The organism is Paenibacillus sp. J45TS6 (assembly GCF_018403285.1).
GTDB lineage: Bacteria > Bacillota > Bacilli > Paenibacillales > Paenibacillaceae > Paenibacillus.
On record NZ_BOSJ01000008.1, the window covers coordinates 78256 to 97510 of the forward strand.

Annotated in this window: 19 protein-coding genes; 6 read left to right on the forward strand and 13 right to left on the reverse strand. The window is 44.2% G+C overall.

Annotation, left to right across the window (positions count from 1 at the left end; all coding sequences use genetic code 11):
• Nucleotides 1–16: 16 nt before the first annotated feature.
• From KJS58_RS13545 to KJS58_RS13555, 3 genes are all read right to left on the reverse strand, one after another.
• Nucleotides 17–1390: a sensor histidine kinase gene (locus KJS58_RS13545; protein ID WP_213533013.1), complete on the reverse strand. Its 1374-nt coding sequence runs from the start codon at nucleotides 1388–1390 to the stop codon at nucleotides 17–19.
• On the reverse strand, nucleotides 1387–2061 hold the full coding sequence (locus tag KJS58_RS13550; RefSeq protein ID WP_213533014.1) for a response regulator transcription factor: 675 nt from the start codon (nucleotides 2059–2061) through the stop codon (nucleotides 1387–1389). Before KJS58_RS13550 ends, KJS58_RS13545 begins: the two co-directional genes overlap by 4 nt.
• 340 nt (nucleotides 2062–2401) lie before the next feature.
• Nucleotides 2402–3433, reverse strand: coding sequence for a LacI family DNA-binding transcriptional regulator (locus KJS58_RS13555; RefSeq protein WP_213533015.1), 1032 nt, complete (start codon nucleotides 3431–3433; stop codon nucleotides 2402–2404).
• A gap of 381 nt (nucleotides 3434–3814) precedes the next feature.
• Between KJS58_RS13555 and KJS58_RS13560 the strand changes: the two genes are divergently transcribed.
• Nucleotides 3815–4867 carry a 2,3-butanediol dehydrogenase gene (locus tag KJS58_RS13560; protein ID WP_213533016.1) on the forward strand — a complete coding sequence of 351 codons (1053 nt, stop codon included), beginning with the start codon at nucleotides 3815–3817 and terminating at the stop codon, nucleotides 4865–4867.
• A gap of 148 nt (nucleotides 4868–5015) precedes the next feature.
• On the opposite strand, the gene KJS58_RS13565 is transcribed toward KJS58_RS13560, so the two are convergent.
• The 3 genes from KJS58_RS13565 to KJS58_RS13575 all read right to left on the reverse strand — a co-directional run bounded on the left by KJS58_RS13565 (nucleotide 5016) and on the right by KJS58_RS13575 (nucleotide 7346).
• Nucleotides 5016–5858 (reverse strand): tyrosine-type recombinase/integrase, encoded by an 843-nt coding sequence (locus tag KJS58_RS13565; protein WP_213533216.1) that lies wholly within the window; start codon nucleotides 5856–5858, stop codon nucleotides 5016–5018.
• A 132-nt stretch (nucleotides 5859–5990) separates the two neighbouring features.
• Nucleotides 5991–6632 (reverse strand): hypothetical protein, encoded by a 642-nt coding sequence (locus KJS58_RS13570; RefSeq protein ID WP_213533017.1) that lies wholly within the window; start codon nucleotides 6630–6632, stop codon nucleotides 5991–5993.
• Nucleotides 6633–6692: 60 nt separating this feature from the next.
• Complete coding sequence (locus KJS58_RS13575; protein WP_213533018.1) at nucleotides 6693–7346, reverse strand: Tle-like phospholipase domain-containing protein; 654 nt, start codon at nucleotides 7344–7346, stop codon at nucleotides 6693–6695.
• Nucleotides 7347–7502: 156 nt separating this feature from the next.
• Between KJS58_RS13575 and KJS58_RS13580 the strand changes: the two genes are divergently transcribed.
• A complete protein-coding gene (locus KJS58_RS13580) occupies nucleotides 7503–7751 on the forward strand; it encodes a hypothetical protein (protein WP_213533019.1) in 249 nt (82 codons plus the stop codon).
• Between the two features lie 801 nt (nucleotides 7752–8552).
• On the forward strand, nucleotides 8553–9575 hold the full coding sequence (locus KJS58_RS13585; RefSeq protein ID WP_213533020.1) for an LLM class flavin-dependent oxidoreductase: 1023 nt from the start codon (nucleotides 8553–8555) through the stop codon (nucleotides 9573–9575).
• A 100-nt stretch (nucleotides 9576–9675) separates the two neighbouring features.
• Here the strand turns inward: KJS58_RS13585 and sdaAA are convergent, their stop codons facing one another.
• From sdaAA to KJS58_RS13600, 3 genes are all read right to left on the reverse strand, one after another.
• Nucleotides 9676–10593: an L-serine ammonia-lyase, iron-sulfur-dependent, subunit alpha gene (sdaAA, locus tag KJS58_RS13590; RefSeq protein ID WP_213533021.1), complete on the reverse strand. Its 918-nt coding sequence runs from the start codon at nucleotides 10591–10593 to the stop codon at nucleotides 9676–9678.
• Between the two features lie 2 nt (nucleotides 10594–10595).
• On the reverse strand, nucleotides 10596–11273 hold the full coding sequence (gene sdaAB / locus KJS58_RS13595; protein ID WP_213533022.1) for an L-serine ammonia-lyase, iron-sulfur-dependent subunit beta: 678 nt from the start codon (nucleotides 11271–11273) through the stop codon (nucleotides 10596–10598).
• Nucleotides 11274–11561: 288 nt separating this feature from the next.
• Nucleotides 11562–12812: an MFS transporter gene (locus tag KJS58_RS13600; RefSeq protein WP_213533023.1), complete on the reverse strand. Its 1251-nt coding sequence runs from the start codon at nucleotides 12810–12812 to the stop codon at nucleotides 11562–11564.
• Nucleotides 12813–13002: 190 nt separating this feature from the next.
• On the opposite strand from KJS58_RS13600, the gene KJS58_RS13605 reads away from it, so the two are divergent.
• A complete protein-coding gene (locus tag KJS58_RS13605; RefSeq protein WP_213533024.1) occupies nucleotides 13003–13335 on the forward strand; it encodes a KGG domain-containing protein in 333 nt (110 codons plus the stop codon).
• A gap of 123 nt (nucleotides 13336–13458) precedes the next feature.
• Here KJS58_RS13605 and pstB read toward each other — a convergent pair whose 3' ends face one another.
• The 4 genes from pstB to KJS58_RS13625 form a co-directional block, all read right to left on the reverse strand.
• The gene (gene pstB, locus KJS58_RS13610; protein ID WP_213533025.1) at nucleotides 13459–14217 is read right to left on the reverse strand and encodes a phosphate ABC transporter ATP-binding protein PstB; all 759 of its coding nucleotides are present in this window, start codon (nucleotides 14215–14217) and stop codon (nucleotides 13459–13461) included.
• 32 nt (nucleotides 14218–14249) lie between these two features.
• On the reverse strand, nucleotides 14250–15146 hold the full coding sequence (gene pstA / locus KJS58_RS13615; RefSeq protein ID WP_191800333.1) for a phosphate ABC transporter permease PstA: 897 nt from the start codon (nucleotides 15144–15146) through the stop codon (nucleotides 14250–14252).
• Nucleotides 15146–16066, reverse strand: coding sequence for a phosphate ABC transporter permease subunit PstC (pstC, locus tag KJS58_RS13620; RefSeq protein WP_191799990.1), 921 nt, complete (start codon nucleotides 16064–16066; stop codon nucleotides 15146–15148). Before pstC ends, pstA begins: the two co-directional genes overlap by 1 nt.
• A gap of 133 nt (nucleotides 16067–16199) precedes the next feature.
• A complete protein-coding gene (locus KJS58_RS13625; protein WP_213533034.1) occupies nucleotides 16200–17108 on the reverse strand; it encodes a phosphate ABC transporter substrate-binding protein PstS family protein in 909 nt (302 codons plus the stop codon).
• A 271-nt stretch (nucleotides 17109–17379) separates the two neighbouring features.
• On the opposite strand from KJS58_RS13625, the gene KJS58_RS13630 reads away from it, so the two are divergent.
• Together KJS58_RS13630 and KJS58_RS13635 are read left to right on the forward strand one after the other, a co-directional pair.
• Nucleotides 17380–18264: a LysR family transcriptional regulator gene (locus KJS58_RS13630; protein WP_213533036.1), complete on the forward strand. Its 885-nt coding sequence runs from the start codon at nucleotides 17380–17382 to the stop codon at nucleotides 18262–18264.
• A gap of 75 nt (nucleotides 18265–18339) precedes the next feature.
• Entirely contained in the window at nucleotides 18340–19230 is an 891-nt protein-coding gene (locus tag KJS58_RS13635; RefSeq protein ID WP_213533038.1) for a hypothetical protein, read from the forward strand.
• Nucleotides 19231–19255 lie beyond the last annotated feature (25 nt).

The window sequence follows — 19255 nt, forward strand, 5'->3', positions numbered from 1 at the left end:
TATATGAAATCCCTTGTTACAGTCTAAGATACACTCTAAAAGTCGTCCCAACTCCAAGCTCGGATTCCACCTGAATTCGGCCCTCATGAAGATCAATAATCTTCTTCGCAATCGATAATCCGAGTCCGCTGCCTTCGTAGCGATTACGAGAAACATCGGCTTTATAAAATCTCTCGAAGATCCGCTGTAAATCTTCTTTAGCCATCCCTTCTCCATCATCTTTAATCGCAACAACCGCATAGCCTCGTTCTCGGGTCATTGAAATTTCGATGCTGCCTCCTTCGGAAGAAAACTTCAGTGCATTATGAATCAGGTTAGTCCATACCTGACTGAGCTGATCTCGATCTGCCTGAATTACGAGCTCCTGCAAATGAAGATGAAAGGTGATCGACTTGCTGGTCCATATCGGTTCCAAAGTTAAAATGACGTCTCTCAGCTGACGATCAAGCCTGTATGCTTCGATATGAAAAGGATGTTTGTCTGAATCAAGAGATGACAGCTTCAGCAAATTGCGAATGAGCCTGGATAAACGTTCGCTTTCCGTTTCAATAATACTTGCGTACCGAATCCGCTCTTTATCACTAAGTTCACTAATCGTGAGCGCCTGCGAGAAACCGTGGATGGAAGTAAGCGGTGTCTGCATTTCATGAGATACATTTGATACAAAATCTTTACGCATCTGTTCCAGTTGACCGAGTTCACTCGCCATAAGCTGAATGCTCTCTGCCAGCTCCCCAATCTCATCTCTGCGTTTCATACGAAGGTTGATTCTAAAATCGCCGCGGGCAATTTGCCTTGTGGCACTGGTCATCTTCTTCAGCGGGCTTACGAGAAAACGCGAAGCCATCAGGATAAGAAAACTGCCGACAAGCAAAGATGTCAAATTAATCATGGTATTATTTCGCCTAAAATTTTCACGCTGCGGTTTTAGATTAGGCTGTAAGAACATGGCGTATACCCCTTCTGTCGTTTGTAAAGGTACACCAATCGCAACCGGGCGCATGGGACCTCCTTGTTGGCTCTCCTCCTGGATAATCGCATTTGCTCCGCTCAGTACCGTGTCCACTTCTTCCGCATAATTCCCCTTTTTGATTGGTGGATTCTGTCCCTTATCTTCACTATCTATCGTTTGTCCATCTGGACCAACCAGTGTAATATGGAGCTCCCGTATGAGGCTTGAAGTCTGCTCAACAAATACAGATAAGTCTTCCGGCTGCCATGCATCATACAACTGCTGTACTTTCGCTCCTTCTTTCATCAGTTCAGCAGACATATCGCGGTTTACATCCTTTTCAAACCAGCGAAAAGCGATGAATGATGAAATTAATAAACTAATAACAGTGACTGCAATAAAAGTAAGAACAACCCGCACATACAAACTGCGAATCATACAAGTTCCTCGAGCCGATATCCAAGCCCCCGAATCGTGACAATCCGAAAACCCGTCTGATGATCAGGAAACCGTTCCCGCAGTCTTTTAATGTGAACATCTACCGTTCGCTCGTCTCCCTCGTAATCAAGCCCCCAAATATCTTCAATGAGCTGCTCTCTCGTAAAGGTAATGCCTGAATAACTGGCCAGTTTATAGAGCAGTTCAAATTCCTTAAGAGGCAGTGTCACAGAAGAATGTTCCGATATCACTTGGAACGAAGGACGATCTAGTGTAAGTCTCCCTACTTTTACCGTTTGATCCATGGAGACCCGGTATCTTTTGAGCAGAGCCTTTACTCTTACGACCAGCTCTTGGGGTGCAAAAGGTTTAACCATATAATCATCTGTACCAAGTTCAAAACCTTTCACTTTATCCTCGGTTTCTCCCTTAGCCGTAAGCATAAGAATCGGAATATCGCTCCATGCCCTTAGGTGACCGCATAGTTCCCAGCCGTCCATACCCGGCATCATAATATCGATAATTACAAGATCCGGCTTCATGGAATCAAGCATGTTAAGCGCATCTTCTCCATCCTTTGCCTGGTAGACATCTAAACCTTCCCGTTTCAGAAATAATTCAATGAGTTCTCGAATATGAGCTTCATCGTCTACCACCAAAATTTTAGCCATGATATAAAAGTCCTCCCTATGATTCATATATAGCTGAAGCAACTAAAGATGAAACCGTCAGTTTCATCACATTGATCAAAGAAAATCAATAATACCCATTTTTAAGTCAAGCCTGTCTCATCAGCATCCCCCGTGTAAACCTAAAGTTTACTTTGAGAGCTGAAATTTATGTATTTTACTAGATGTATTCTAACTGTGAGAAACCTAAATCATACCGAAAAATAATGAACTGAATATGAATTCGAAATTTCAGAAAAAAAGAAAAGAATCCCGCAATTTGCGCGACTCCCTGTTTATCATTTTATTTTTCCCACTTACGAGGAGAATTCTCTTCGTCTTTTTACTGTAAAGGAGTTCTTTTCATCGATACACTGGATTCTCTCACGATCAGTCTTGGTTCAAACTCTACTTTCTCATAGGGAGCCTGATTGTTCTCCTTAATTCGCTTAATGAGCAGTTCCGTAGCAAGACGAGCACACTCATCGCCTAAGATCGTAACTGAACTAATCTGAGGGGATGTAAGTGTCGTCCACGAATTATTATCAATCCCCACAATAGCTACATCCTCGGGAACACGCACGCCTAGTTCCTTGAAACGATTCACCATCCCAATCGCAATCATATCGTTACAGGCATAGACCGCATCCGGCATTTCCTTAAGACTATAAAAATAATTAGCTGCCTCCATCCCGGTCTGAAGTGAAAAGTCATCCCCGAAATAAGTTAATGAAATATCAACTTGCGGAAGCGCACGCTCATAGGCAAAATACCGCTCTTCGATCATATCTTTGGCTGCTCCGGCATAAGCAATTCTCGTCCGTCCCATTTTCAGCAGATGCTCCATGACAAGGTTCCCTTCCTGCTTGGACATACACACAATATCTGCCTTATATTCAGGGCCTAGCTTTTTTCCATAATTTATAATAGATATCGGTACAGGAGACTTACTAATCAGATCTCCAAGCGTTTTGGGGTAAGCAAGCGGAAGAATAATCATTCCGTCTACATGGAGTTTTTTCACTTCGCGAATTGCTTCAAGCTCCGCTCTCGCATTTCCTGAAGTATTGATTTGGACTACACGATATCCATAATGTTTGGCCGTCTGCTCTACAGACCAAGCAATCTCCGGCATAATCGCATTGCGAATATCGGATACCACAAGTGCAATCTGGTGGGTATGGCGTACTTTTAAACTTTGTGCCGAAGTGTTCGGGGTGAACCCAAGCTCTTCAATGGCTTCCAGCACTTTCGCCTTTGTCTTGGCACTGATGCCGCTTGTATTATTAATAGCCCGCGAGACGGTCGCTATTCCAACCCCCGCTTTTTTAGCTACATCCTCTATCGTAATTTTCTGATCTTTATTATTATTCACGCACTCGGCAACCTCTCTTTGAACTGGAATCGTTTCCTGTTTCCTAGATGAAGTAGGATTCTATTTTTATTATATCACAGCTGCTATCTTATCAAGATATCCTCCAGATCAATCATCGTGAGATAGAGCCATTTTCTTACCTTGCTTTAGATTGGAATCAACTTATATATCTCGCGAGAAGGGATTTTGAAATTGACATTATATAAATTATATGACATATTTGAATCGGAAACGTTTCCCAAAAATATTGTTTTGAGGACATCATGCGAAGCGATATTTCTTGGAAGTAGAGCAATACATGAAGAACATAATTGAAAAACAGCAGGCTGCTTTATGGATTTTGCTTGCAAGCTAACTTTTCTATTTAGGAGATGATTCGTTGTGAAAGCGCTTAGATGGCATGGTGTGAAAGATCTGCGAGTGGAACAAATCGAGGAACCAAAAGCTCTACCTGGGAAAGTAAAAATCAAAGTCGAGTGGTGCGGGATTTGCGGCAGCGACTTGCACGAATATACGGCGGGTCCAATCTTTATTCCAGCTGACAAACCTCATCCGATTACGGGAGAACAAGCGCCTGTTGTCATGGGTCATGAATTTTCTGGACAAGTCGTTGAAGTTGGAGAAGGCGTAACCCGTCTGCAAAAAGGAGACCGCGTCGTTGTTGAACCGATCTTTAACTGCGGTCAATGTACAGCATGTCGCCAAGGTAAATACAACCTCTGTGACAAAATGGGCTTCCTCGGTCTTGCCGGCGGCGGAGGCGGTTTCTCTGAATATGTTGCTGCGGATGAGCATATCGTTCACAAAATTCCAGATACCGTTTCCTATGAACAAGGCGCTTTGGTGGAACCTTCCGCCGTTGCTCTTTATGCAGTCCGTCAAAGCAAACTGAAAGTTGGCGACAAAGCCGTTGTCTTCGGTGCCGGTCCAATCGGACTACTCGTAATCGAGGCGCTAAAAGCATCTGGTGCTTCTGAAATTTATGCTGTGGAGCTCTCTGCAGAGCGCAGTGCAAAAGCAACAGAACTTGGAGCACAAGTTATTAATCCGAAAGAAACTCCTGATGTAGTGGAAGAAATCCACCGCTTAACAGATGGCGGTGCTAATGTCGTATTTGAAGTGACAGGTGTGCCGCCTGTACTCGAACAAGCACTCGAAGCTGTTCGAATTGGCGGCGAACTCATGATCGTCAGCATTTTTGAAAAAGAAGCACCAATTCAGCCTAATAAAATTGTCATGCAAGAACGCAGTATCTCCGGCATTATCGGATACCGTGATGTATTCCCAGCGGTAATCAGCCTTATGGAGAAAGGCTACTTCCCTGCTGACAAATTGGTAACAAAACGTATTAAACTTGATGATGTGATTGAGGAAGGTTTTGAAGGTTTGCTAAAAGAGAAGAGCCAAGTTAAGATCCTCGTAAAAGCGGAATAATATACGTTTTATTAAGGGCTGCTGTCTTTACAGCAGTCTTTTCTTTTTTATTAAGGGCTCATTGCAAAGGATAGTCTTATCTTGGTATTATTTTTATCTTAGTGGAATAATTCGGGTTGGATCTCTTACATATAATCTGCCTCTGTTGCTAAAAAAACCGACGATACAATTCTCTCCGACGCTCTCCACGAAGCTGAGCATAGATTTGCGTAGTTGAGGATTTTTCATGACCCAGCATACCTTGAATAAATTCTAATGGTGCCCCGTTATCAAGCAGCTGGCATGCATAAGTATGTCGGAATCGATGGGGATACACATTAGCCTCCACGGCTCCTCGATCTGCCAATCTCTTTAATACCCACCTTAGCGTTGGTATGGCCATTCGCTTAACAGGATGGGTATCCGTCACAAACAAGGCTTTGCAGGAGTCTTCTCGACTTGCTAAATACTTCTTCAACCATACTTTACACTCCGTGGTGAAGTAAACTTCTCTTTGCTTTGAACCCTTCCCATTTACAATGGCAGAGCAATTCTCCAAGTTCAAATCCTCCGTATTTAATTTCTCAACCTCTCCAATCCGGCAACCCGTGCTGTAGAGAAATTCTAGTAGAGCTCTTTCTCTATGAGTCTGACAAGAAATCTTTAGATGAATTACATCTTCCTCCATCAAAAACTTAGGAATTCGCTTTTCCATCTTGGGCTCACGTAATTTAAATGAAGGGTTTGTCGGTAAATAGGCTTCCTCATATGCATAACGGAATAAGGATCGTACAAAACGGATGCGGTGCCCTAGACTACTAGGCTTTAATCGATTGGATTGCTTTGCTAGATATCCCTTCAATAGGTTAAGAGTTACTTCGGAGATATCTATATCCCCAAGATCTGTAACCAACATCCTGAGCTGTAAAGCATATGCTTTCAATGTATTTGGGCTAAACCCCTGAATTCGCTTGTCTGCTTCATAATGACGCCAAAGTTCACTTAAAATCATAATATAACCTCCTACTAGAGCGATTAATTCTAGTTTGCTACTCAAGCGCTCCTGCAACTGCTCGCATTGGGCAACAGCTCTTTGCAGATCCGACAAGGATACGGATATTCTCCCCATGTTGCCTTCCTCCTATCATTTGAACTCGTCTGCTAGCACGAAATCCTCACGTTTGCGTTCGATGTATTCGGCGATATCGCCAATCGATTCCTGGTACCAGCGGTTGATCCGCTGAAGCGTTGCCGTCGCGTTATATGCAATCGGCGTGAACGATTGACTCTCACTGGTTGAGATATGCGTCTGGAACATCTGAATGGAAGCCTGCGCATCGCTCGAAAATCCGCTCAGGCTAAACCGCATCTCCCTTGCTGCTTGCGCCAGCTCTTCCGGTGTTAATTGAATCTTGCCTCCACCTGCATGTGCGTTGTCCGCAACTGCGACCAATGATGCTACAGCACCGCTGACAATGCTCGGTAAGGATGCGAGTGCTTCTTGATGAGCCGTCCAGCGCGGTGATATGCCGATCTCTTCGCCTGTTGCCCGATTAATGAGTGGCCCGACAAGATTTCCATTTTTGTCGAACCGATATTGATTCATCGAATGGTATCCTTTGCCCTCATCTTTGGAGAAGGAATCGAAAAAACGATAGATATTGCCTACCTGAAGCTTGTCCAGATCGATATTAATCGGAAAGTCATATAATACAAGCGGCGCGTTTGCTCCTAAAGAGCGAATAGGAACCGTCAGTTGATATTGAAACTTCCAGTTCTGATACATGGCATTGGCCGAATCGAAATCCTGACCTCTGTAAAAGGTGCTCCCAACGTGCCTGTCATACTAGACAATTCCGCCCGCCCCGACAGAATCGTTGGGATCAACGACATTCACCACTTTACCATCGTAATATCCCTCATTCACTTTGGCCCAACTCACGTCATCCAGCAGGTTGGTCACGCTCGGTGCGCTGTAAGTCATGGCCGACAGATCCTGACGTGCTGCCACGTATTGCGCCAATCCGCCACCGAGTGAATGCCCCGTCAACGAAATGCTCGCATCAGGATACGTCTGGCTCACTTTCTCGTAGAGCACTTCCGCTTGGTGAAACTGGTTGTTCTCCCATTCGATGTCGTCCTTGATCGCTTCGATAAAGCTTTTTTTGAATATGTTGTGATGGTCCGGGTCCGTGACCGCATCCTCCAGTCGGCGTGTTCGGCCGCCAAGAACGTCGAACACGTCAGTCTCGTAATCGACTACGATATCAAGCCAGTTTCCATCCGGTTCAGTTCCGCGGTAACCAATGACGATCTGGTCGGTTTGTTCATTTTGAAGCACCAAGGCATCGAAACCTGAAACTTTGTTATGTAACTCGGCACCGTCAGGCTCGACAACTTTCCAAGGTTCCAATTCCGGGAGAACAAATCCCTCCGGAACGTCTTGATATGCAAGCTTGGAAAACTTCATGTACGTCTCATCTGAAATGTAGGTTTTCAAAAAAAATTCTACCTCCTATATTTACTCTTAAATTTAAAATATAGTAATATACCCATATCATGATAGATATAAGGAGTGGACACTATACTAAAAAGTAAGTCTCTGATCATATTTATTTTTGTTTGTTTTGTCCTAATTATGGGAGGTTGTAGCTCCATGTCTAATTCTCGCGAAGATGCTCAAGCTGTTAACAAAGCTATGGAAGCAGGAAAAATGTACTTTAAAGAAAAATACGATCTCAACGTTGAATTTACGCGCCACAAGTTTAATCCTCCCGATCTCGGGACGGACGTGGGGCTCTATGGACATTTGACAGAAGATACGGATACAGAAGTGTTTCTCCTTATTAACTATAAGACATTTGAAGTCGTCACTGTTGGCGTTCCCGAAGAGCTAATTCAATAATAGAAATAAGGTTGCTGAGCCTCTTTCTGAGGCTCTTTTCTTATATTAGCCAAAGAAAATCGATTTCTACGGCACACCGTTAGATATCGTACGTTATTTTCCGTAATCAGGACCTACACGCCAAGTAACCTCCTTCTTTTTTCCAAATAAGTAGAATTCATTATAGACCATCTATTCCTGCCAAGTATTTAAACATCCAAAAACAGGAATATAGTCACCCTATCCACCCTAAGTGAACAGTGACTCATTGAACGGATATAGGCTGTTGTTACCAGAAGAGCAAAAGTTGAATTTTCATGAATATACCGGAGTGGGATTGGCATAACGAACATGAGACGTCTTATTTGGCCTGTTTGCGTGTTGCGATTATCTCTATAGAATCTGAGACACGTTATTCATGCAAAATACGCCCCACATCTCATCAAACCATATTCAATGTACTCTTAAACTATTAAATGGCCCGTAGGCTTGATCGTATGGCTATCCATCATTGTGCCACAACCTTCTAGTATTAGAGGCTTTAGATAAAGTAGGAATTTTGGATATAGCTTTACCCATGTAGATCAGCTTTCTGGAAGACACTAGCATCTGGTTTCCAGATTGACCATCTGAGGAGCTACATCTAAATTAATTTATTGACCGTTAACCACAATTTTAATATCCCCTCCACTTTACTTACTTTCTTTCACATATACATATATATATCTAGATTTTATGTTATAATAGTCAGATTACGATTTACATATTCACAAATGACTTATATATAGGAAGAAACAATCCTAGCGTACAGGAGGTACACACATGAATACCGAATCACAAACACAAGGCAAATCGTTAAAAGATATTCCTTTCTCTATCCTGGACTTAGCCACGGTTACGGAAGGCTCTAACATCCAGACGGCACTGCAAAATTCCCTGGATATTGCAAAACTAGCCGATGAATTGGGATATAACCGATTCTGGCTAGCAGAGCATCACAACATGCCGGGGATCGCAAGTTCAGCTACTTCGGTTGTCATCGGCCATATCGCTGGCGGAACCAAACGAATTCGCGTCGGCTCCGGAGGCGTAATGCTCCCTAACCATGCTCCACTTGTGATTGCCGAACAGTTCGGTACACTCGAATCTCTATTTCCTGGACGGATTGATCTTGGACTTGGCCGCGCACCCGGCTCTGATCAGCTGACCTCCCGCGCCTTGCGCCGAGGACCTGGCAGTGACGGACAAGATTTTCCGCAGCGTCTTGAAGAACTACAGAATTACTTCCATCCGACATCCAGTTCGTCTATGCAAGTTCATGCCTATCCTGGACGTGACTTAGATATTCCAATTTGGCTGCTTGGTTCGAGTGGTTTCAGTGCAGAACTTGCCGGACGAAAAGGTCTCCCTTTCTCTTTTGCGAGCCATTTCGCTCCAGATTACTTACTGCCTGCGCTTGATATTTACCGGTCAAGCTTCAGACCATCTGAAGTGCTGGACAAGCCTTATGCTATGGTTGCTCTAAACGCTTTTGTTGCTGATACGGATGAAGAGGCTCATTACTTATCCACTTCACATAAGAGACAATTCCTAAATATGATCCGGGGACGTTTTGGACTCATGCAGCCGCCGGTGGAAGAACTTGATTGGAACATGCAAGAGAAAGCGATCGTCCAAAACCAGCTCAGCTATTCGGTGATTGGCAGTCAAGACAGTGTTCGGGAACAGCTCGAACGTTTCCTTGCTCAAACGGGTGCAGACGAGTTCATGATGACTACACCAATCTATGATCATCAGGCGAGACTCCACTCGATCAAATTGCTTGGAGAACTGATGAACAAATAATCTTCTTTGCGATTAGAATCAAAACAATTCTATATATAGAAAGCCGGAAGGCGAAACTTTCATCGTTTCGTCTTCCGGCTTTTTTCGTTACCCCTAGTTATTATTTTTCTTTGTCACTATCTTTTGTGTCTTGCGTGGTTTTCTTGGGCTTAGCTAAATTTTCAGTAATCCTCCGTCCTGTCGGCGTTTGAGCAAGACCACCTTGCGCTGTTTCCCGGTGGCGACTTGGCATCGCACTGCCCACCTCCAGCATCACATCGATCACTTCATCAGAAGGTATCGCACTTCTTACACCTGCCAGTGCCATATCTGCCGCCGCCAGTGCAGTTACCGCACCTAAGCCATTACGAACAATACATGGAATCTCAACAAGTCCTGCTACCGGATCACAGATCAGCCCCAATGTATTTTTCAATGCAATCCCTACTGCATGAACAACCTGCTCAGGAGTTCCTCCGCGCAGCTCAACCATCGCACCGGCTGCCATTCCGATAGCCGAACCCACTTCAGCCTGGCAACCTCCTTCTGCGCCTGAAATAAAGGAGTTATTCGCGATCACATATCCAATCGCACCGGCACAAAACAGTCCATTCACCATATGCTCATCGCTCCAGCCAAACCGTTCCTGTGCACTAAGAAACACACCGGGAATAATTCCAGCCGAGCCGGCTGTAGGAGTCGCAACAATTCGCCCCATGGATGCATTCACTTCAGATACGCCGAGTGCATATGCCATGGCAAGAGCGGAAGCATCTCCTGAACAACTTTGATTATTTTGCAAATAGTCTCGAACACGCTGACCATCTCCGCCAGTGAGACCACTGCGGGAAGTTGTATCTTCCGTCATTCCTTTATGAACGGCTTGTTTCATAATCTCGTAATAATCAGTCATTTGTTGAACCACTTCCGTCTCAGAAGTGCCTGTTTCCTTCACTTGCTCTTCAATCATTAAGGTACCAAGTGTCTTGTTTTCTTCGGTACAAATGGCATGAAGTTCTCTTAGATGTTTAAAACGCATCCTTACATTAGCCCCTTTTTCAAATCGATTACTTTACAATCCAGCACATTTGGAAGCTGAATAAGTTTCGTCAGTACCTCAGGACAAGGAACGGTATCCAGCTCCATCGCAGTTAATGCTTCGCCCTCTCTTGCTTTTCGGTCTACCTGCATAAAGCCAATGTTAACTCCCGACTCACTGATGATGGAAGTAACCGAAGCAATGACCCCTGCTTTATCGAGATGGCGAAGGACCAGCGCGGGGAAATCCCCCGTCAGTTGAACTCGGAAATCATTTAAATGAGATACGACTACGCTGCCGCCTCCAATCGAAGCTCCCATCATGGAACAGATCTGGTCGTTTACCTTTAATTCAAATTTCACTGTATTGGGATGGGCAGCAGGAAGTCCGCTGGTCACAATCTCGTACTGCATGCCAAGCTTCTCGGCCCATTCTTCTGCATCAGGGATACGGGGATCATCGGTAGCCATATCCATTAGACCGCTTAGAAGAGCTAGATCGGTACCATGACCTTGATATGTATCCGCAAAAGAACCATATAACGTCATTTTTGCTTCGACTGGCTGTTCCCCAAGCCACTGCCGAGCAATTCGTCCAAGCTTAACCGCTCCTGCTGTATGGGAACTCGATGGTCCCGTCATTGCGGGTCCGATGATAGAAAAAACGTCTTTAAATCTCATGTTGTACTCCCCCATGTGCATGTATTACACGTGAAGACCATAGGAACGAATGACCTGCAATCTCCCGCAAAAAAGGACAGAAGAAGGGCATATCACTCTTCTCTGTCCTTGGTATTTGAATGTTTCGCCACTTACCAATATAGCAATACTCAGATTAATTGAAACAAGTTGGCGGTGTCAATAAGAACTCTAACATCCATCAAACGAAGGGATCCATCTAAGTAATTATCCGTCTAATTCTTACTTATTTCCCCTACTGTTCCCGCTGCGTACCCGTTCTATGCGGCATCAACTTGAATGGTTCACATTCACTTTTTCTTCGTAATATGAGGTTGCTGATTTCTTCAGGCTTGCTGCCCATAACACGAGAGAAAGAAAGGTAAGCACAACCGAGATGGACAAATAGACAAGCCTAAGCGAAAACATTTCAGCAACAACGCCAAAAATAATAATAGCTGTAATCTGCAGTAAGCTAATCAGGATTCCAAACACACTTGTGATTCTGCCCATCAGCTCAGCAGGTACATTATTTTGATAAAATGTAATCATCCCGGTATTAGCAAAAGAAGAAAAGAAACCAAGCAGAACAAAACCCAGGGTGGCTGCCGTGAAAGAATCAGATACCGAGAAAATCAAATATCCCAGTGATACAAGAATCATCCCGCCCCCCATCATATGCTTCAGCGGCAGCCATTTTACCAGCAAAGAATTGACAAAAGCTCCTGCCATACTGCCTGCCCCTGTTAAACTGATGATCAAACCATATTCCAACTCAGATAAATCCAATACTTGGAGGATAAACACAACTTCCTGAGAATCCAAAGCCATCCCGATCAGCAAAATCAAATGATAAAAGCTATATATAAACATTACATAAAATGCGATACGACTGAACTTAATCACCTCTGCCCAGTCATTCACAACCATCCGTATCGTTAAGCTTCTACTGCCAGTAGAATCCGTCTTCTTCACCTCAAGTTTAGGTAGAAACAGAAGAATCACAGTCGAGATTAAAAACGAAGCTGCATTCAAATAGATAGCCATATCAGGTGTTGTATACATAAGCATAACTCCCATTATGGCAGGCCCAACTAAAAAAGCACCAGAAGAGGTTAACCCTTGAAAAGCATTAAACTGCTTCCGGTCTTCTTCCGGTATTAGTCTAACAATGTAGACCTGTGAAGCAGGATGAAAAATAGAGGAAGCCATGCTGACAAGCAGTAAGCAGCTATATATCATCCATAGATCAGATAATAAAGGCAGCAAGGCTACAAGCACTGCCCGAATGACATTTGTGAGTATCATAAGTTGTCTTTGGTCATAGCGGTCAACAATACTTCCAGACCAAAACTTTGTAAGTATGGATGCAAGCGGAGCAATAATCCACAGTCCAGCAACCGCGGCAGGAGAACTGGTCATATTTAGAATGAGAAGATTGATTGCAATCAGATAGATAAAATCCCCGACTCGGGAGATCCCAATACTGCCAAGCAGCAACCCTCTTCCCCACAAGTGGTAATACCGTTTATGTAACATCATGAATGCCTCTTTCCGTTGTTTCTATGAATAATCATTTCTAAATATAACAGATTATACCATTTTGTGAAATGGAGGGAGAGGCAGCGCGGAGAAAGAGTACTAACTTCTTTCAAATGTTTTAATCCTGAAGAGGGGGTTAAATATAGGATGTAACACACTACAATACAAAATCAGATAGGAGAGATTAATGATGACACAAAACAACAAAAACGAAAAAATGAGCCGTGAAGAAGCAGGACGTATGGGTGGAGAAGCTACTTCTAAAAACCATGACAAGGAATTCTACCAAGAGATTGGTGAAAAAGGCGGAGAAGCGACTTCCAAAAACCATGACAAAGAATTCTACCAAGAGATTGGTGAAAAAGGCGGAGAAGCTACTGCTAAAAACCATGACAAAGAGTTCTACCAAGAGATTGGCAGCAAAGGCGGGCAATCTCGCGGAAACAACGATGGTAATAACGGTAAAATGAGCCGTGAAGAAGCAGGCCGCAAAGGCGGACAAGCTAGAGCTCGAAAGAACTAAGCACGAATGAACAATGATCATATAGATGATATGGCAACAAGGCCAAGGTCACCTATTCCAGGTAACCTTGGCCTTGCCATGTCTTCATATCCCTTTGAAATTGTTAGCTACTAAAATCTATTTTTAACCGAAACGTCCCATAATATATTCTTGAGTAGACTGGTTCGCCGGATTTGAGAAAATCTTTTCTGTGACATCACGTTCAATCAGATTCCCCATGTAGAAGTACGAGGTATAATCTGAAATCCGTGCTGCCTGCTGCATGTTATGAGTCACGATGACGATACGTAATTCTTTTTTAAGTTCTGTAATGAGTTCCTCGATCTTCCCTGTTGATACCGGATCGAGTGCAGAAGCAGGCTCATCGAGCAGAAGAATTTGCGGCTCAACGGATAATGCACGAGCAATACATAGACGTTGCTGCTGTCCACCAGATAGTGCCAGGGCTGAATCTTTAAGCCGATCTTTTACCTCATCCCATAGCGCTGCACGGCGCAGACTTTTCTCCACAATCTCATCGAGTTGCTTCTTATTCTTTACTCCACGATACTTGGGTCCGAACGCGATATTATTATAGATCGATTTGTGAAAAGGATTCGGCTTCTGCCACACCATTCCGATTTGTTGGCGTAGTTTGATTACGTCAGTCCCCGGTGCATTCAGATCTTTTCCGTTCATCCATATATGACCTGTAACTCTAGCACCCGCAATCTCATCATTCATGCGATTTAATGAACGAAGAAAGGTGGATTTTCCGCATCCCGAAGGACCAATCAGTGCCGTTACCGTATTCTCAGGAAACTCCATACTGATTTTTTTTACCGCTTCTTTTTCCCCGTAAAAAACACTTAGATCCTCTGTACTAAATGGTTGTTGTGCCATTACAGCTGTACCTCCCTATATACAAAAAACAATTAGTTCATGCGTTTCGCAGCAGTCATCCGGCGATATACAAATCGTCCAAGCCAGCGAGCGAATAAGTTAAATAGCAGAACCATAATCACGAGAACAGCAGAAGCACCCGCTGCGATCTCAGCAGCATCCGGTTTAAGCTGCTCACTATTTACCTTCCAGATGTGTACGGCAAGTGTCTCTGCAGGGCGCATCGGATTCAGCGGAGATCTCTCACTGAACGGATTCCAATTCGTAAAGTCGAGCGGCGGACTACTCATTCCTGCAGTAAACATCAGAGCAGCTGCTTCACCAAAAATCCGGCCCGCTGCAAGAATCGTTCCTGTAATCATCGCTGGCAAAGCTACAGGAAGCAGGATGGAAGTGATAATCTTCCACTTCGATAAACCAAGAGCAAGTCCAGCCTCTTTTTGTGCTTTAGGAACGGAACGGAAAGCTTGCTCGGTTGTCCGAACCATAAGCGGCAGATTGAATACGGCAAGTGCAAGTGCACCGGACAGCAAAGAAAATCCAAAACCAAACGTATTTACGAGAACCAGCAAACCGAAAAGACCGATAACGATGGACGGAAAGGAGGATAATACCTCAACGACCAAGCGAATCATGTTTGTAATTCTACCTGGTTTCGCATATTCAGCCATATAAATTCCGGCTCCCCATCCAAGCGGGATCGTAATAATCAGGGTAAGGATGAGAAGGTATATAGAGTTAAATAGCTGTGGTCCAATCCCGCCACCTGCCCGCAAATTTTGTGGTTTGCTAGTTAGGAAATCCCAACTGATATGTCCAATTCCGCGGAAAATAATAAATCCAAGAAGACCTACCAGGATGGCCACAATCGCAAGTGCAAAGGTAACGATAACCCCAGTAGCAATTCGATCGACTGTTTTTGGCTTCATCATACCCGATTTCTCCTTTCAAGCAAGCGAACAAGTAATACAAAGATAAAGGTCATAAGAAGAAGCACAAGTGCCATACTCCATAGCGCATTATTATGAACAGAACCTGAAGCTGTATTCCCCATGCTAAGTGTAATTACACTTGTGAGTGTTGATGCAGATTCCAAAAGTGAATTTGGAACGTGCGGTGCGTTACCAATAACCATCTGTACCGCAAGTGCTTCACCGAAGGCACGTGCCATTCCGAGAACAACCCCTGTTAAGAGCGCAGGCAGTACCGTAGGTATAACTACACCTGTTATGGTTTGCCAGCGAGTTGCACCCAGTGCATAGGAAGATTCTCTAAGACCACCAGGCAGAGAAGTAATGGCATCTGCCATAATACTTGTAATCGTGGGAAGAATCATGACAGATAACACAAGACAGCCTGCTAAAATACCGACCCCAGTACCTCCAAAGATCGAACGGATCAGTGGAACAATGACGGTAAGTCCAACAAATCCATAAACAACAGAAGGAATACCAGACAAGAGTTCAATGGCTGGCTGCAGGATTCGCTTTCCTTTACCTGGTACAATCTCAGTCATGAATAAAGCGGCACATAATGCTAAAGGACTTGCAATCAGTGCAGCAAGAATTGTTACTGTAAAGGAACCTACGATAAACGGAAGTGCGCCATAGGCAGGTTCATCCCCTGTTGGATTCCAAGTTCCGGATGTAAAGAACTCTAATGGACTCACTCCATCTTTCATAAAAGTAGTTAAGCCTTTGGAAGCAACAAAAAAGACAATCGATATAATAACTACAATAAGAAAGACTACACAGATGGACGTATATATTTTACCGATCCAATCTTCATAATAATGCTTTTCCCGTTTCGGGCGAGGTTTGTGCGCATGATCCGTGTTCGCTACACTCATCAAGAACCATCCTTTTTAAATCATTTTAGTATAATTCTGTATCTCATCTAAAAACCGAACGAAAGAGGTCGAGCAACAATTCAGCCCGCCTCTTATCGATCTATATCTCATTCTTTGAAAATTGTACTTTATCTTATTTCTCGGTAATATTACCTTCCGCGTCACGCACAACTTGCATATCGCTAACAGGGATGTAACCCAAGTCTACGACATACGTTTTTTGAATGTCATCAGACAGCATGTAGTCAAGGAAAGCTTTTACCACTTCATTTGGCTCGCCATTTGTATACATATGTTCATAAGCCCATACCGCATATTCACCTGTTTGAATGTTCTCCACGGTAGCTTCTACCCCATTGTATTTAATAGCCGCAATGCTATCATCAAGGTAAGACAGAGCTAGGTAGCCGATAGCACCTGGTGTTTCCGTAATGATTTTTTTAACGGTACCTGAGGAATCTTCTTGAATCGATCCTTGTAATTCAGGAGCACTTTGACCTAGAGCATACTTTTCAAAAGTAGCACGAGTTCCGGAACTTGCTGGACGGTTAACGATAACAATTTTTTGATCTGCTCCGCCAACTTCCTTCCAGTTCGTGATTTTACCAGTGAAGATATCAACCAATTGTTGTTGAGTCAGGTCATCAACACCTACATTTTTATTCGCTACAACAGACATCCCTACAACAGCGACTTGATGGTCAACCAAATTTTTCGCTTGTTCAGCATCTAATTTTTCTTCTGCGAATACATCGGAGTTACCGATATCGGCTTGTTTGTCAGCAACTTGAGTAAGTCCTGTTCCACTACCGCCGCCTTGTACTTGTACGGTAATCTCTTCATTTCCTTCCACTGCCATAAAATCTTGTCCCGCTTGATCAACCAACGGTTGAAGTGCTGAAGATCCAACAGCAAGAATTGATCCGCTTAATTTATTATCTGTAGAACCAGCCGTATCTGAGCCCGAACCGCAAGCGGCTAGTACGACAGTCATTGCAAGTGTTGTCATAAGTAAAGGAAATTTTTTCGCTTTCTTGAACATGTTAGGTTGTCCTCCCCCAAATTGTGTGTGGTGTTTATTTGTTTACCACGTTTGACTATGTGTTTATTGTAAATCCAGTGCATCAATATAAAATTTATGTTTTGTAAACGTGCTATTAAATATGTATATATTTTTTCTATGACTTGATATAATTAATCTATAACAGGAAAATTGAATAGAAGTATTTGTACTAGAGGTTGTCCTCTTTGATCGTTTCCTATCCTCTATATATCGTTTGTAAAATGAATGAACAGAAGTGAGGTCCCCCCCAATGAATATGAATGTAATCAAATTTCAAATCCTCGTTCTCATTGATCGTTACAATAAAGTAACGGATGTCGCTAGAGAACTTCAAATGAAGCAGCCAACGGTTTCTTTCCATATGAAAAGCTTAGAGAAAGACATGGGCGTCCCCATATACAGCGCTCAGCAAGGAAGAATGATGTTAACCGATGCAGGAAGGGCTATCCTCCCTCATGCCAAACAAATTCTTGCGCTTACCGATACCGTTAAACGAACAGTTCAGCAATTCAGTTCGCTTGGACAAGGGGATGTTCTAATCCATGCCGATTCACTTGCAGCTGAAAATGTTTTGCCTGAGTTGATGAGTCGTTTCGCATCAGAATATCCAGGAATTACGGTGAGAAACAGCTTAATCGGAGATTCGTCTGGAGAAGGAAATGCAGAGGATTCTTTTTTACTGGCACGTACCGAAAAACAGCCCCTCCCTCAGGAACCGGAATCGAGTGATTATGTATTATTGCAGCAAGATCAGCTCGTGCTTGTATCAGCAAAGGATCATCCTCTGTTAATGAGCGATTCTGTTAAACCCAGTGATCTCTCTCAAATCTTATTCGTTGACTATGAAAGCCAAGGATTACTTGGCAAATATACAGAACAATTTACAGAACAAACCAATATTCATTTATGGAAAAGGGTATCTGCGGCTACACCGCAAGCAGCGCTGAGGACCGTTTCTTTAGGGAATGCGTTTACCTTTTTACCTGCGAGTATGCTCTCCTCTACCTCAGCCAACATCATCTCGATGCCCATTCCGGGTCTGGAAGAACAAGATACTAGACTCTGCACGTATTTATATAGAAGAAAAGATCTTTCGCCGGCTGCTTCTGCATTTTGGAACTTCATTACACCCTGATGCACCCATCCCATTCGCAGTTCATATATATGACCATAGGCTATGAACCATTATTCGGAATGGGAGTTGATTGTTTTGTCTTTTTCCACATTTCCTTCACCTACTCCACTGACACCTGGTCAGGGAGGAAGTGCTCTGCTCCAATCTTTATTAGGCTCCATAAATATCGGGAGTTTAACGGCTACACCGGGTGCAACGCAGGCCGTTCCTGCAAATCTTCTAGGGTCACTGCCTTCCCCGCCATTCCAAGCTTTGCAGCATTATCAATTGTTAACTTCTAATCCAGCGCAGGCCCAGACGCTTGTTGCACAATCTGGTCAGCAAATGGGCCCCGGCGGATCACCTTGGCAGATACCGGGTGGGGGTGGTTTTCCTGGCGGGTTCCCTGGTGGTGGACCGGGTGGTGGTCCCGGTGGTGGTCCCGGTGGCGGACCGGGCGGTGGACCAGGCGGTGGGCCGGGCGGTGGGCCGGGCGGTGGGCCGGGCGGTGGACCAGGCGGTGGGCCGGGCGGTGGGCCGGGCGGTGGACCAGGCGGTGGACCAGGCGGTGGGCCAGGCGGGTTCCCCGGATTTCCAGGCGGAGGCCCATTTGGCCCCTTAGGTCCGACACCAGGAATAGGCGGCCTTTTGGGTCCTGGCGGACTTTCAAATCCCGGCAGTATTCTCGGGAATATTTTGCCGGGTCTTGGTGGTCCCAGGGAGGAAGATAACGAGGTAGAACTTACCGAGTTGGACTCAGAATCTCAGCTCGCCGAATATCGAAGCGCACGATTCCCTTGGTCGCTCCCATTCTGTACAAATCGCTGGGCTGTCATCATTACAGGCCCTAACCCTTTTAACCTCACCATTCGTTTAGGCATTGTACTCTTCACTAATCCTGCGGTTACTGTGTTCCTGCAAACGCAGCCCAATCCGATCATTCAAGCGTTTCCTACATGGCAAATTTTATATATCCAGTGTTTCTAATCATCACAAAAAACCTTGCCTCCAA

Coding starts and splice junctions, on each gene's coding strand:
- KJS58_RS13545 (WP_213533013.1), bottom strand. CDS start 1,390: ATGATTCGCAGTTTGTATGTGCGGGTTGTTCTTACTTTTATTGCAGTC.
- KJS58_RS13550 (WP_213533014.1), bottom strand. CDS start 2,061: ATGGCTAAAATTTTGGTGGTAGACGATGAAGCTCATATTCGAGAACTC.
- KJS58_RS13565 (WP_213533216.1), bottom strand. CDS start 5,858: ATGATTTTAAGTGAACTTTGGCGTCATTATGAAGCAGACAAGCGAATT.
- KJS58_RS13570 (WP_213533017.1), bottom strand. CDS start 6,632: ATGTATCAGAACTGGAAGTTTCAATATCAACTGACGGTTCCTATTCGC.
- KJS58_RS13580 (WP_213533019.1), top strand. CDS start 7,503: ATGTCTAATTCTCGCGAAGATGCTCAAGCTGTTAACAAAGCTATGGAA.
- KJS58_RS13585 (WP_213533020.1), top strand. CDS start 8,553: ATGAATACCGAATCACAAACACAAGGCAAATCGTTAAAAGATATTCCT.
- sdaAA (WP_213533021.1), bottom strand. CDS start 10,593: ATGCGTTTTAAACATCTAAGAGAACTTCATGCCATTTGTACCGAAGAA.
- sdaAB (WP_213533022.1), bottom strand. CDS start 11,273: ATGAGATTTAAAGACGTTTTTTCTATCATCGGACCCGCAATGACGGGA.
- KJS58_RS13600 (WP_213533023.1), bottom strand. CDS start 12,812: ATGATGTTACATAAACGGTATTACCACTTGTGGGGAAGAGGGTTGCTG.
- KJS58_RS13605 (WP_213533024.1), top strand. CDS start 13,003: ATGACACAAAACAACAAAAACGAAAAAATGAGCCGTGAAGAAGCAGGA.
- pstB (WP_213533025.1), bottom strand. CDS start 14,217: ATGGCACAACAACCATTTAGTACAGAGGATCTAAGTGTTTTTTACGGG.
- pstA (WP_191800333.1), bottom strand. CDS start 15,146: ATGAAGCCAAAAACAGTCGATCGAATTGCTACTGGGGTTATCGTTACC.
- pstC (WP_191799990.1), bottom strand. CDS start 16,066: ATGAGTGTAGCGAACACGGATCATGCGCACAAACCTCGCCCGAAACGG.
- KJS58_RS13625 (WP_213533034.1), bottom strand. CDS start 17,108: ATGTTCAAGAAAGCGAAAAAATTTCCTTTACTTATGACAACACTTGCA.
- KJS58_RS13630 (WP_213533036.1), top strand. CDS start 17,380: ATGAATATGAATGTAATCAAATTTCAAATCCTCGTTCTCATTGATCGT.